The organism is Aureimonas sp. AU22, from assembly GCF_001463745.1.
GTDB lineage: Bacteria > Pseudomonadota > Alphaproteobacteria > Rhizobiales > Rhizobiaceae > Aureimonas.
The window spans coordinates 18,105-31,031 of sequence record NZ_BBWJ01000061.1; the positions used below are offsets into that span (position 1 = coordinate 18,105).

General features: G+C 69.4%; 16 protein-coding genes and 1 pseudogene. 7 read left to right on the top strand and 10 right to left on the bottom strand.

The annotated features are described in order from the left end of the window. Window positions 1-61 precede the first annotated feature (61 nt). The 6 genes from AUL34_RS21100 to AUL34_RS22085 form a co-directional block, all read right to left on the bottom strand. Window positions 62-1,096 (bottom strand): peptidoglycan -binding protein, encoded by a 1,035-nt coding sequence (locus tag AUL34_RS21100; protein WP_061938560.1) that lies wholly within the window; start codon window positions 1,094-1,096, stop codon window positions 62-64. Between the two features lie 4 nt (window positions 1,097-1,100). Then, window positions 1,101-2,162 carry a hypothetical protein gene (locus AUL34_RS21105; RefSeq protein ID WP_061938563.1) on the bottom strand — a complete coding sequence of 354 codons (1,062 nt, stop codon included), beginning with the start codon at window positions 2,160-2,162 and terminating at the stop codon, window positions 1,101-1,103. A gap of 104 nt (window positions 2,163-2,266) precedes the next feature. Further along, entirely contained in the window at window positions 2,267-3,115 is an 849-nt protein-coding gene (locus AUL34_RS21110; protein ID WP_061938566.1) for an inositol monophosphatase family protein, read from the bottom strand. A 148-nt stretch (window positions 3,116-3,263) separates the two neighbouring features. Beyond that, a complete protein-coding gene (locus AUL34_RS21115) occupies window positions 3,264-4,295 on the bottom strand; it encodes a tetratricopeptide repeat protein (RefSeq protein WP_061938569.1) in 1,032 nt (343 codons plus the stop codon). Beyond that, window positions 4,292-4,948 carry a thiamine phosphate synthase gene (locus AUL34_RS21120; RefSeq protein ID WP_370539073.1) on the bottom strand — a complete coding sequence of 219 codons (657 nt, stop codon included), beginning with the start codon at window positions 4,946-4,948 and terminating at the stop codon, window positions 4,292-4,294. The genes AUL34_RS21115 and AUL34_RS21120 overlap by 4 nt, the downstream gene beginning before the upstream one ends. A 165-nt stretch (window positions 4,949-5,113) precedes the next feature. Next, a complete protein-coding gene (locus AUL34_RS22085; protein WP_082653560.1) occupies window positions 5,114-5,287 on the bottom strand; it encodes a YdcH family protein in 174 nt (57 codons plus the stop codon). Window positions 5,288-5,571: 284 nt separating this feature from the next. Here AUL34_RS22085 and AUL34_RS21125 point away from each other — a divergent pair, with 284 nt between their 5' ends. The 5 genes from AUL34_RS21125 (at window position 5,572) to AUL34_RS21145 (ending at window position 8,346) form a co-directional block, all read left to right on the top strand. Beyond that, complete coding sequence (locus tag AUL34_RS21125) at window positions 5,572-5,775, top strand: YdcH family protein (protein WP_055893011.1); 204 nt, start codon at window positions 5,572-5,574, stop codon at window positions 5,773-5,775. Further along, on the top strand, window positions 5,772-6,269 hold the full coding sequence (purE, locus tag AUL34_RS21130; protein WP_061938575.1) for a 5-(carboxyamino)imidazole ribonucleotide mutase: 498 nt from the start codon (window positions 5,772-5,774) through the stop codon (window positions 6,267-6,269). The genes AUL34_RS21125 and purE overlap by 4 nt, the downstream gene beginning before the upstream one ends. 25 nt (window positions 6,270-6,294) lie before the next feature. Then, window positions 6,295-7,374, top strand: coding sequence for a 5-(carboxyamino)imidazole ribonucleotide synthase (locus AUL34_RS21135; RefSeq protein ID WP_061938592.1), 1,080 nt, complete (start codon window positions 6,295-6,297; stop codon window positions 7,372-7,374). 154 nt (window positions 7,375-7,528) lie between these two features. Next, window positions 7,529-7,654, top strand: coding sequence for a type B 50S ribosomal protein L36 (ykgO, locus tag AUL34_RS21140; protein WP_019998227.1), 126 nt, complete (start codon window positions 7,529-7,531; stop codon window positions 7,652-7,654). A 71-nt stretch (window positions 7,655-7,725) separates the two neighbouring features. Further along, on the top strand, window positions 7,726-8,346 hold the full coding sequence (locus AUL34_RS21145; RefSeq protein ID WP_061938578.1) for a tetratricopeptide repeat protein: 621 nt from the start codon (window positions 7,726-7,728) through the stop codon (window positions 8,344-8,346). Between the two features lie 16 nt (window positions 8,347-8,362). Here the strand turns inward: AUL34_RS21145 and pyk are convergent, their stop codons facing one another. After that, window positions 8,363-9,799 carry a pyruvate kinase gene (pyk, locus tag AUL34_RS21150; RefSeq protein ID WP_061938580.1) on the bottom strand — a complete coding sequence of 479 codons (1,437 nt, stop codon included), beginning with the start codon at window positions 9,797-9,799 and terminating at the stop codon, window positions 8,363-8,365. Beyond that, a complete protein-coding gene (locus tag AUL34_RS21155) occupies window positions 9,796-10,266 on the bottom strand; it encodes a DUF1036 domain-containing protein (protein WP_061938583.1) in 471 nt (156 codons plus the stop codon). The genes pyk and AUL34_RS21155 overlap by 4 nt, the downstream gene beginning before the upstream one ends. Window positions 10,267-10,451: 185 nt before the next feature. On the opposite strand from AUL34_RS21155, the gene AUL34_RS21160 reads away from it, so the two are divergent. After that, window positions 10,452-10,751, top strand: a complete 300-nt coding sequence (locus AUL34_RS21160; protein ID WP_061938595.1) for a DUF1244 domain-containing protein — start codon at window positions 10,452-10,454, stop codon at window positions 10,749-10,751. Between the two features lie 104 nt (window positions 10,752-10,855). Continuing rightward, the gene (locus tag AUL34_RS21165; RefSeq protein ID WP_055892534.1) at window positions 10,856-11,116 is read left to right on the top strand and encodes a DUF2312 domain-containing protein; all 261 of its coding nucleotides are present in this window, start codon (window positions 10,856-10,858) and stop codon (window positions 11,114-11,116) included. Between the two features lie 105 nt (window positions 11,117-11,221). On the opposite strand, the gene AUL34_RS21170 is transcribed toward AUL34_RS21165, so the two are convergent. Next, on the bottom strand, window positions 11,222-11,647 hold the full coding sequence (locus AUL34_RS21170; protein WP_061938598.1) for a MucR family transcriptional regulator: 426 nt from the start codon (window positions 11,645-11,647) through the stop codon (window positions 11,222-11,224). 344 nt (window positions 11,648-11,991) lie between these two features. After that, window positions 11,992-12,927, bottom strand: a pseudogene (locus AUL34_RS22695) (hypothetical protein); the annotation flags it as partial.

The following is a 12,927-nucleotide window of genomic DNA, read 5'->3' on the forward strand; positions in this document are numbered from 1 at the left end:
AGACGGTTGTTCGTAGCATTGTCCGGGCGCGAAAACCGCAACGGCTTTCGCTGGAAATGCACTAGCGCTCGGTCAGCTTCAGCTCGATGCGGCGGTTGCGGGCGCGCGCGTCCGGCGTGTCGCCGGGCACGAGCGGCTGGAACTCGCCGAAGCCCGTGGCGGCCAAGCGGTTGGCCGGCACGCCGGCCCCGACGAGGAAGCGCACCACGGCCGCCGCACGGGCGGTCGAAAGCTGCCAGTTGTCCGTGAACCGTCCACCGGTGATCGGCACGTTGTCGGTATGCCCGTCGACGCGGATGATCCAGTTGATGTCGGACGGGATCTCGCGGTTGAGCTGGATGATCGCCTCGGCGAGCTTCTGCATCTCGTCCTGGCCCGCGGCCTGCAGAACGTCCGCGCCGGACGAGAAGAGCACCTCCGACTGGAACACGAAGCGGTCGCCGACGATGCGGATGTTGTCGCGGTCGGCAAGGATCTCGCGAAGGCGGCCGAAGAAGTCGGAGCGATAGCGCGCCAGTTCCTGGACGCGCTGGGCGAGCGCGACGTTGAGACGACGCCCGAGATCGGCGATCTGGGTCTGCGATTCCCGGTCGCGGCTCTCGGAGGCGCCTAGGGCATCCTCCAGCGCGGCGATCTGCTGGCGCAGCGCGGAGAGCTGCTGGTTCAGGAGGTCGATCTGCGTGCGTGCCTGCGCCGAGACCTGCCGCTCCGATTCCACCGCCGCCTGGAGATCGCCGACCTGGTTCCCGGCGCCCGACGCGCCCGCCCCCACGCGGCTGCCGTCGAGCGCGGCCTGAAGGCGCGTGCGTTCGGTCTCGGCGCCCGCCAGCGACGCCTGGAGCGCGGAGATCTGGTCCTGGAAATCGGTGGAGTTGGAGCGCTCCAGCGCCAGCAGCTGGTTGAGCTCGGCGATCTGCGAGTTCAACCGGTCGAGAACCGTGTCGCGCCCCGACAGGTCGCGGCTGAGAAGAAACTGCGCGATCACGAAGACCGACAGAAGGAACATGATGGCGAGGAGCAGCGTGGACAGGGCGTCCACGAACCCCGGCCAGTAGTCGACGTCACGCCTCAGCCGGCGTCCGCGCCCGAGCGCCACCGGCTCAGTTCCGCTCGATCTCGGAGAGCGACCGGTTCAGCCGCTCGAGGACGCGTCGCATCTCGCGTTGCTCGCCGGCCTGGGCCTCCACGAACTCGCGCAGCGTCTGCTGCTCGCCGCGCATGTGCTGGACGAGCCCCTGGATGCTTTCGGCGAGATTGGCCATGGCGGCCGACGTGCGCGGGCTGGTGGAATGCTCGAGAACGAGCCGGTTGATGCGGTCCGACAGGAGCCGGAACTCCTCGCCTCCCGACCCGACCATCGTGGCGACCGCCGTGCCGTCCGGGGCGGCGATCGACGGGGCGATGGACGTTGCACCGCCTTCCACCGCCAGGGTGGAGAGCCAGTCCTCGAGCTCGGTGTAGAAACGGTTCTGGGCGCGCCCCACCTGCAGGTCTAGGAAGCCGAGGACCAACGAGCCGGAAAGGCCGAAGAGCGAGGACGAGAAGGCCGTTCCCATGCCCGACAGCGGCGCCGACAGGCCGGACTTCACGGAATCGAGCACGGTGGCCGCATCGCCCGCCGCCGGATCGAGCGACTGGATCGTCGCCGAGATCGAGCCGATCGTGGTGAGGAGACCCCAGAACGTGCCGAGAAGGCCGAGAAACACGAGCAGGCCGACCAGATAGCGCGACACGTCGCGCGATTCGTCGAGACGACCGCCGACCGAATCCAGAATGGCGCGAACGGACGGCGACGGCAGGGTGCGCGGCAGTGCCCCCTGCCCGATCATCGCCTCCATGGGCGCCAGCAGCACGGGCGAACGGGCGCGGCGCTCGCGGTCGTTGTCGCGCAGCGCATTCAGCCAGCGCGCCTCGCGCGCGAGCCTTGCGATCTGAAGGACGGCGAGAAGGATGCCGACGGCGAGAACGCCGAGAATGAGGCCGTTGAGACCCGGATTGGTCGAGAAGGCCTGAATGACCTGCCGGCCGAGGATCATCGCCACGAAGCCGGCGAGCGCCAGGAACACCAGCATCGCCCACAGGAAGACCAGGGGGCTCGAAAACCGTTCTGGGCCGCCCGGAGCTTGGGGGCGGCCATCGGGAGATGAACTCAGAACCTGCATCGGTACGGCACCCGCTTGGCGAACTCGCTGGCTGGCGGGCACGCTAGCGGAGCGGCGGCGCGCTGCAAACCGCTTTTTGGCGGAAAGCGCGCCGTTCCAAGGCTTTACGCAGGGTTTTCCGCTGCCGGCTCGGCCTTGGGCTTGGGCGAGCCGCGGAAGGCGGTGTTCGCCTTTTTCAGCTCGGCGACCAGCGCCCGGTGCACCTGCTCGTTGCCGCAGGCAAGGTCGCCCTCGACGAACTCGAACTTCGACCCGTCGGAATGCGTGACGAAGCCGCCCGCCTCGCGCACCAGCATCGAGCCGGCGGCGATGTCCCAAGGCTGCAGCGAGTGCTCCCAGAAGCCGTCGATGCGCCCGGCGGCGAGATAGGCGAGGTTGAGCGAGGCCGCCCCGAACGCGCGGATGCCTGCCGTCTCGCCCATCATCTGGCGGGCTTCGAAGAGATAGCGGGCGTGGTCGGCATGGCCGAGATGGGGAATACCCGTCGCCACCACGCATTCGGCGAGCTTGGAGCGCGCCGCCACGCGGATGCGTCGGTCGTTGAGAAAGGCGCCGCCGCCCTTCTCGGCGGAGTAGAGCTCGTCCGTCGCCGGGTTGAAGATGACGCCGGCCACGATCTGGCCGTCGCGCTCGAGGCCGATGGAGATGGCGAACTGCGGAATGCCATGCAGGAAGTTGGTGGTGCCGTCGAGCGGATCGACGATCCAGCGGTGCTGGGGATCCTTGCCCTCGACCGCGCCCCGCTCCTCCATCAGGAAGCCCCAGTCGGGACGGGCGCGCGAAAGCTCCTGGAAGACGATCTCCTCGGCCTTGCGGTCCGCATGGGACACGAAGTCGGCCGGCCCCTTCATCGAGACCTGGAGGTTCTGCACCTCGCCGAAGTCGCGTGTGAGCGAACGGCCCGCCTTCATGGCGGCCTGCGTCATGACGTTCATCAGCGCCGAACGGGCCATGGCTTCAACTTTCCTGATAGCGATCGAAAGAACGGGCGGCAGCCGCAGCGCGGGATGCCGCACTCCCGCGGCCGGGATGCGGCACGGGACGAAAGGGGGAACGGGCGCTTCAGAACCACATCCTTGCGGTGGGTTCAAGCCCCGCACGTCATCCGGCGCGGAAGCGGTTGGCCGCCTCGAGCGCCGCCTTCTGGTCGGCGTCGGGCAGGGTGCGGAACCAGCCGTCCAGCGTCGCATCTGAGTTGGAGGCGCGCCGAGCCAGCACCGTCCACATGGCGGCCTGCCCCCGGTCGCGCGCCGTTCCGACGCCGTCCTTGTAGAGATGGGCCATGCGGTTGACCGCGATCGGGTTGCCGCGCTCGGCCGCGCCCTTCAGCCAGCGGAAGCCTTCCAGCGGGTCCGGCGGGCCGCCCCGCCCGTTGAGCAGCCAGATGCCCAGCTCGATCTGGGCGGTGTCGCTGCCGCCCTTGGCGGCCTCGGTCAGCCAGCGGCGGGCCTCCGCGTCGTCGGCCTTCTCCAAGCCACGGCCATAGGCATAGAGTTGCGACAGGGCGTATTGCGCGTCGGGCAGGCCGCTCTCGGCCGCCTTGCGGAAATAGCCGACGGCTTCCGAAAAGCCGCCCGTCGGGGCGGCACGGATCAGCATCTGGCCGTAGTTGTAGGCTGCCAGCGGGTTGCCGGCGTCGGCCGCCGCCTTCATCAGGTCGCGCGCGGTCGCGTCGTCCGGGGGAACGGCGCGCCCCTCGATGAGAAGCATGGCGTAGCGGAACTGCGCCTCCGGCACGCCCGCCTTGGCGGCGACGCCGTACCAGCGCGCCGATTCCGTCTCGTCGCGCGGCACGCCGAGGCCGCGGCCGTAGATCTCCCCGAGCAGCGTCTGCGCGGCCGGATCGCCGAGATTGGCGAGGGGCTCGGCGATGCGCAGGGCCGACAGGTAGTAGCCGCGCTGAAAGGCGCCATAGGCCTGCGCGCTGGCGGACGGCGCGTCGGGCGCGGCCGGGTCGTCGGTCGCCTTGGCGACGGGCGTCGGCAGGAGGTTGGGCGAAAGGAGCGGCGGAGCGCCGGCCGCCGGCACGGCGGAGGTGGCCGCCGGCGCCGGTTCGGGCGCGGGCGTCGGTGTGTCCTCGGCCGCGGCGGGCTGGACGGCGAGGAGCGCGGCGAGGAGCGCGAGGCGCTTCATGCCGTAGCCTCCTCCATCGCCGCGTCGATCCGGCGGTTGGCGGCCTCGACTTGCGTGCCCGCACGCGCGAGGTCGGAAAAGACGGCGCTGGAGAGGGCGATGAATTCGGCGCGCGTCTCGATCGCGGCGGCGAGGGTGCCGAGGTCCGAGCCCCCTTGCACGATGCAGGGGATCTCGACGATCGAGGCCCACCATTCGGCAAGCTCGAGATTGCGGCGGAGCGGCTCTGGGCCCAGGTCGGCGCCGAGCTTTCCGAAGAACAGGTAGTCCGGCATGCACTCGCCGGCCTCCAGCGCTTCGTGACGGGTGGTGAAGCCCGAACCGCCGACGATGAGGCGCGGCGAGAAGCGGCCGACCGCCTCGCGCAAGGCGGGCACGCTGCCCGACGCATCGTGGAAACCGTCGGCCCGGACGCGGCCGGCGCATCGCGTGTCCTCGGCGACGATCGCGGCGGCGCCCGCCGCCTGGATGAGCGGGACGAGGCGCTCGGCGAAATCCTGGAAGGGTGCGGGCTGGCGGCCGGCGGGATCGATCAGGACGGAGGCGACGTCGCCGGCGCCGAGCGCTTCCCGCAGCGCGGCTTCGCCGACCTCTCCATCCGGCAGGAGGGTCGTCGCCAGGACCAGTCGGGGGCGGATGCGGTCTTCGTCGATCATGGAAACATCTGCGCAGCGGGCGGACAGGGGCCGGATAGTGAGGCCGGGTCGGTTCGCCGGTCTCGTCGGCGGGCTGCTGTAGATACCGATTGCGGCGAGACTACAAGGGTCTGCGGGGAAGACGCGGCCGGGGAGGCCGCGTCGAAGAATGCTCGTCGGAGATCAGTGCTGCGGCTGGCGCAGGCGCTCGATCTCATCCTTCAGAAGCAGCTTGCGCCGCTTCAGTTCCTGTATCTCCGCATCGCTCATGGCAGGCTTGGTGTGGGCCGTGGCGATTTCCTCGTTCAGGGCCGAATGACGCTGTTCCAGGGTCGCGAGATGGGCATCCAAGGACATTCTTGAGCTCCTCTAGGTCTCTAGTCTCCCTCCAATGGCGCCCGGACGACCGACGCGTCATGGATGCCATGAAGGTGTCATATAAGGTTTGACGTGTCGAATGGGGTTCAAGGCCGGGTTTTTAAATTCTGCCAAGGCTGGTAACGAATAGGCGGGACGGAAGCGTCCGATCCCAGGGACTTGGCGGGTTTGCCGCCGGGTTCGGACGTCAGGTCGATTTTTTGTGATGGCCGAGGCACCCGGGGCGGGAGCCGAGGCCAGGTGTCGCGTTCGAGGGGACCGGGGTGGCGGATCAGGAACAGGCCGAACTCAGGCTGCAGCTCGCCAGGCTGCGCCAGGAACACGCGGATTTCGACGCGGCGATCGAGGCGATGGAGACCACCGGCTGCGACCGGCTTCAGATCCAGCGCATGAAGAAGAAGAAGCTCCTCATCAAGGACAGGCTCCAGGACCTCGAAGACCAGGTCCTGCCGGACATCATCGCATGACCACGCCCCCCGTCGCCGTCATCATGGGCAGCCAGTCGGACTGGGCCACGATGAAGCATGCCGCCGAGACGCTGGACGCGCTCGGCATCGCTCACGAGGCTTTGATCGTGTCGGCCCATCGCACGCCCGACCGCCTCGTCGCCTTCGCCAAGGGGGCGCGAGCCAAGGGCTTCAAGGTGGTGATCGCGGGCGCGGGCGGCGCCGCCCACCTGCCCGGCATGGCGGCCTCCATGACACCGCTGCCGGTGTTCGGCGTGCCGGTGGAAAGCCGGGCGCTGTCCGGCCAGGACAGCCTCCTGTCGATCGTTCAGATGCCGGCCGGCATCCCGGTCGGCACGCTCGCCATCGGCCGGGCGGGCGCGGTCAACGCGGCGCTCCTGGCGGCCAGCGTCCTCGCCCTCACCGACACCGCCCTGGCGGAGCGTCTGGACGCCTGGCGCGCGCGCCAGAGCGAGGCCGTCGCCGAGCGTCCCGTCGAAGACGCGGCGCATTGATCACTCCTTTAGTCACGTGGCCCGCATGACAGCTCCCCTCCCCTTCGGCGCCACGATCGGCATCATCGGCGGCGGCCAGCTCGGTCGCATGCTGGCCTCGAGCGCCGCGCGCCTCGGCTTCCGCACGCTCGTTCTCGACCCGGACCCGGACTGCCCCGCAGCCCAGGTGGCCAGCGACCTCGTTCGCGGGGCCTACGACGACACGGCGGCGCTGCGCACGCTCGCGGAGCGCAGCGACGTCGTGACCTACGAGTTCGAGAACGTGCCGGTCGCCCCGCTGCGATCGCTCGGAACGGCGAAATCCATCCACCCGCCGATCGAGGCCCTGGAGGTGGCGCAGGACCGCGTCGTCGAGAAGGCGTTCCTGAACGGCATCGGCATCGCCACCGCCCCCTGGCGGGCGATCGACGATCCGCAGGAGCTCGATCACGCGCTCCTGGATCTTGGCGGCGACTGCATCCTCAAGACCCGCCGCCTCGGCTACGACGGCAAGGGGCAGGCGACGATCACGGACGGCAGCCCGCACGACGACGTGTTCGAGAGCCTCGGCTCGGTGCCATCGATCCTGGAAAAGAAGGTGCCGTTCGAGCGCGAGATCTCGGTGATCGCCGCGCGCGGCCAGGATGGCGCCTTCGCGGCCTTCGATCCGGCCGAGAACGTCCACCGGATGGGCATCCTCAGCCGCTCCACCGTCCCCGCCGCCGTCCCGGACACGGTGCGGGACCAGGCGATCGCCACGGCGCAAACGATCCTGGACCGCCTCGCCTATGTCGGCGTGATCGGGGTCGAGTTCTTCGTCGAGGCCGACGGCGGGCTCCTCGTCAACGAGATCGCGCCCCGCGTCCACAATTCCGGCCACTGGACGGAGGCCGCCTGCACGATCTCGCAGTTCGAGCAGCACATCCGCGCCGTCGCCGGCCTGCCGCTCGGCTCGCCGGAGCGGCACTCCGACTGCGTGATGGAAAACCTCATCGGTGCCGATGTCGAGCGCGCCGGGACGCTTCTGGCCGAGCCGCACACGCTCCTCACCCTTTACGGCAAGCGGGAGGCGCGCGCCGGGCGCAAGATGGGGCACGCCACCCGCCTCACCCCGCGAAAGGGCTGACGAAACCGCGGCAGGATGGCGTCACATGGTTGACATCGCACCCCGCCTGCCGCTATTGCCACCCCAGGTCGACGCGCCCGCAACGGCGCGTTTTTCATTATGCGGCGGAATGGGACTAGGCCCGATCGTCGCCTCGCAATCGACGGTCGAACCCATGAAGATCAAGAACTCGCTGAAGTCCCTCAAGGGCCGCCACCGCGCCAACCGCCTGGTTCGCCGCAAGGGCCGCATCTACATCATCAACAAGCTCGCCCCGCGCTACAAGGCGCGCCAGGGCTGACGCTCCGGGCCGGACCGACCGGCCCGACGAAATCGTTTGGAAGGCGCGCTGCGACGACCTAAGGTCGTTCCATGCGCGCCTTTTCTCGTTTCAGCCCCGCTCTCCTTGCCATCGCCCTGCTCGCGACCGGCGGCCTGCCCTCGCGGGCGCAGGACGCGCCGGCGCCCGGCGTGGCCGCCGAACCGGCCGCCCCGCCCGCGGACGAATCGCGCGAGGCGCGCCTCGACCGCCTGTTCGCCGCGCTGAAGCGCGAGCCGGATACGGAGAAGGCCGCAGCGCTTGCCAACCAGATCCAGACAGCGTGGCTGGAAAGCGGCAGCGCCACGGTGGACCTCCTGATGCTGCGCTCGACGCAGGCCATCACCGGCAAGGACGCGGCCGCGGCCCTCGACCTCGTGGACCAGGCGATCGTGCTGCAGCCGGATTTCGCCGAAGCCTACAACCGCCGCGCCACGCTGCACTACACGCAGAACCGCTATGCGCTCTCGATGGCCGATGTCGACGAGGTGCTGAAACGCGAGCCGCGCCATTTCGGCGCGCTGACGGGTCTTGGTGCGATGCTGGAAGAACTCGGCCGCGACAGGGAGGCGCTGGACGCCTACAACCGCGCACTCGCCGTCTACCCCACCATGAAGGCCGCGCAGGACGCGGCGGCGCGGCTGGCCGAGGAATTGTCCGGCCAGCCCGCCTGACGGGGCCGGGTCCGGCTCAGATGGCCGAGAGGCCGTCCGAGCCGATATAGGCGATGCGGATCATGTTGGTGGCGCCGGGCGTGCGCAGCGGCACACCGGCGGTCACGATCACCCGCTCGCCGACGCGCGCATAGCCCTGCTGGACGGCGAGGCGGCAAGCGCGGTTGACCATGTCCTCCATGTCGGAGGCGTCGTCCGTCACCACGCAGTGCAGGCCCCAGACGAGGCTGAGACGGCGCGCGGTCGCCTCGATCGGCGACAGGGCGAGAATCGGGATCTGCGGGCGCTCGCGCGCGGTGCGCAGTCCCGTGGTGCCGGTCGAGGTATAGGTGACGATGGTCGCCACCTGCAGCGTCTCGGCGATCTGACGTGCGGCGAGCGACACGGCGTCGGCCCCCGTCGCTTCCGCGGCCGGGCGCTGGGCGAAGATGATGCCGGGATAGAGCGGGTCCTTCTCCACCTCGATGGCGATTCGGTCCATGGTCTGGACCGCTTCGATCGGATAGGCGCCGGCCGCCGATTCCGCCGACAGCATGACCGCGTCCGCGCCCTCGAAGACGGCGATCGAGACGTCCGACACCTCGGCGCGTGTCGGCACCGGGGCGGTGATCATCGACTCCAGCATCTGGGTCGCGACGACCACCGGCTTGCCGGCGCGGCGTGCGGCGCGCGTCATCCGCTTCTGGATGCCGGGCACCTGCTCCAGCGGCATCTCGACGCCGAGGTCGCCGCGCGCCACCATGATCGCGTCGGACAGCTCGATGATCTCGTCGAGCCGCTCGACCGCCTGCGGCTTCTCGATCTTGGACATGAGACCGGCGCGACCGCGCGACAGCTTGCGCGCCTCGGCGAGATCTTCGGGGCGCTGGATGAACGACAGGGCGAGCCAGTCGACCTTGGCTTCGAGCACGGCGTCGAGATCCAGCCGGTCCTTGTCGGTCAGCGCGCCGCTGGTGAGAAGCGTGTCGGGAAGGCTGACGCCCTTCTTGTCGGAGATGCGCGTGCCGGCGACGACTTCGCAGCGGATCGCCGTGCCCGTCGTCTCCAATGCACGGAGCTGGAGCTTGCCGTCGTCGATCAGGAGGCGATGACCCGGCTGGACGGTCTGCAGGATCTCGGGATGGGGCAGGTACACCCGGGTGCGGTCGCCGGGCTCGGGGTTGTTGTCCAGCGTGATGATGTCGCCGGGCTGAAGGTCGACCTTTCCTTCCGCGAACTTGCCGACGCGCAGCTTGGGCCCCTGAAGGTCGGCGAGGATGCCGATGGGCCGGTCCACCGCCGCCTCGACCCGTCGGATGCGGGCGACGAGCTCGCGCATCGTGTCGTGGTCGGTGTGGCTCATGTTGATGCGGAACACGTCGGCACCCGCTTCGTGCAGCTTGCGGATCATCGCCTCGTCGGACGACGCCGGCCCGAGCGTTGCGAGGATCTTGACGCGGCGATTGCGTTTCATGGCTGATCGGTCCCTTCGCGTGCCGCTTCCGTCAGCTGGACCATCCAGCTGCCTTGCCCGCCGGTGTCGTATTCCCGAAAGCCCATCTTCTGGAACCCTCGGGCGAAGCAGTCCTTGACCCCGACGATTTTGAACTCGTTCTCGGCGATGCACATGTCGATGTCGCCCGCCCACCGACCGACGCCCTCGGCGTCCTCGGCGTAGATGTAGTAGTAGCGCGACTGCAGCTCGCCCTCGATGACGGAGCGGCAGGTCGTCGCCGGAATGCGCCACCATCCCTCGCTCACCCAGCCTTCGGCCGTTCGCTGGCCGACGGCGACGCCCACCAACGCCTGCGTCCCGTTGCACACCCGGAAGTCGGCGCGGGCAGCGGTGCTGAGGAGCGGGGCGGAGACGGCGAAGAGGGCAAGAGCCAGAACGGCGGCAGCGATCGGGGAACGGAGCCCCAGGATCGGGCGAGACGGCATGGGCGACCCTTTGGATAAGGACGGCGGCGGGCCCTTCTCGCATAGTCGTTAAAACTGTCAAAGACGCGGCGGCCCCTCCGACGCACTCTTTTTCCTAAATCGATGCGATCGGGCCATTCGGCCGCCTTGCGGGCGGACGGCGCCCCGCCGATATCGAGCCCATGATCCGCGACGAGGAGCCCCCCATGGACCGTGCCCCGACCACGACCGAACTCGAGGCCGCCGCCTTTCGACGCCTGCGCGACCATTTGCGCGCGCGCACCGACGTCCAGAACATCGACCTGATGAACCTCGCCGGCTTCTGCCGCAACTGCCTGTCCAACTGGTACGCCGAGGCTTCGGCCGAGGCCGGGCATCCGATCGCCAAAGATGAGGCGCGCGAGATCGTCTACGGCATGCCCTACGACGAGTGGCGCGCCCGCCACCAGCGCGACGCCAGCCCCGAGGCGCAGGCCGCCTTTTCCGGCTCGCCGAAGCACGATTGAGCCGAACGTAACGCTCGGGTAACCATTCCGCGTCATCGAAGAAGGGATAAGCGGCCGCCGTATCGGGCGGCCCGCGTCTGTCGTCCGATACGAGGTCAAACCCCATGTCCAACGCCACCGAGGAAGTCGCCCAGGACCAGCTCCGCTCCTTCGTCGAGCGCATCGAGCGCCTGGAAGAGGAGAAGAAGCAGATCTCCGACGACATCAAGGACGTCTATGCCGAGGCCAAGGGCAACGGCTTCGACGTCAAGGTGCTGCGGAAGGTCATCAGCCTGCGCAAGCAGGACGCCAACGAGCGCGCCGAGATGGATGCGATCCTCGATCTCTATCTGCAGGCGCTGGGCATGATGCCTTCGGGCGAGTGAGGGCGCCGCACTTCGCCCCGCCTGACTCCAAGCCAAAAACGAAAACGCCTCCGGATCGATCCGGAGGCGTTTTCGTTTCGTAGGCGTTGGGGGAACCGCGAGGGTTCAGCGGCCGCGACGACGCTTGTGGCCGAGGCCCATCTGCTTGGCGAGGCGCGAGCGTGCCGCTGCGTAGCTCGGCGCCACCATCGGGTAGTCCGCCGGCAGGTCCCACTTCTCGCGGTACTCTTCCGGCGACAGGTTGTAGTGCGTCATCAGGTGGCGCTTGAGCGACTTGAACTTCTTTCCGTCCTCGAGACAGACGATGTAGTCGTCCGTCACCGACTTCTTCACCGAGACGGCCGGCTTCGGCTTCTCGGCCGGCGGCGGCTCGGGCTGCGCGCCGGTCATCCCGAGCGCGCCATGGACATCGGCGATCAGAGCGGGCAGATCGGCAACCGGCATGGCGTGGTTGCTGACATAGGCCGCCACGACCTCCGCCGTGAGCTCCATCAGCCCCTCGTCGTCGCCCGGCAGGTTCAACTCGTCCATCTCTCTTCCGATCCGATCTTCGGGCGCCGCAGTCGGTGAAGTCAACGACGCATGGCGGATCCGCGCGATGGTGCGAATCGTCTTGCCTGCGCCGAACGGCAACTGTGCGCTTTCGTTAATCTATGCGATATCTGAGAAACGGCCCGGTTTTTGTCAAGCTCGGATTGCAAAACGCACAGTTCTCGGGCGCCCGATGCGGCTGCCGACAACGGGATCATCTTTCCGCGACCTCGCCCCGCAGGAGTGATGACCCGGCATAAACTTGACGACGCGAGACGCGCCCATCCCCTGAAAACGCGAACGCCCGCGTGTGAACGCGGGCGTCGCTGGGGGAGAGACGGCGATCAGTTGATCTTGTGGACCGGCATGAAGTTGACCGCCTTGCCTTCGAAGCGCGACGACGCGGCGGGTGCGCCGGCCTTGCGCGAGAAGCCGTGGGCGAACACCGCCTCTGGCACGTTGCCGATGAGGCTGTGGGCGACGGGGCGCTGCAACTCCTGCTTCAGGGCGCGGCGCTCCTGGTTGGAGATGAGCGAGGCGACCTCGACGCGTTCGGCGATCAGGCGGGCGGACGGCCGCGCGGCGCGCCGGCCGGCGGCGATCGCAGCCTCGTCGCCGACGACACGTCCGCCCTTGGCCGAAACGCCGGTGCGCGGCGCCGGCTGCAGCTTGGCGGCCGCAGGCTCTGCCTTGAGGGCGGCCAGACGGACCGGCTCCGAGGCGGCCGGCATGGGGGCCATCGCCGCCACCGCCGCGATCAGCGAAGCGTCGGCCGGGCGGTGAGAGGGAAGAACCGCTGCCGGCTGAACGGGCGAGGTGGCGGCCGGGGCGGCGCCTGCCGCGGCGCTCGCGCTTTCCGCCATGGCCGCGGCGATGATGGATTCGGGCGTCAGTTCGGGGTCGGCGCCGATCATGCGAGGCGTCGGCAGCGCGGCCTGCTCGCCGCGCAGCACGGCTTCGAACGGCGGGCGGGCCCGCGGGGTCGGCACGGCATAGGCCAGTTGGGCCGGCGCGCCGGGGGCGGCTTCCGCTTCCAACGCGGCGACGAGCGTCGCGGCGGGATCGACGGCATCGGGGCGGACCGGCGCCGAGGTCGGCAACGGAACGCGGGCCGGCACGAGGGCGGCGACGGCCGTTTCCGCGGTCGGGATGCCGGCGGGCGGCGCGGCGCGGGCCGGGCTCGATCCGTCGAACGCGTCGCGCTCGGGCATGGGAACGCCGTTCGGCAAGGCGGCGGGCGGCAGGGCGCGGCTCGGGCGCACCGCGGCGACCTGCACTGC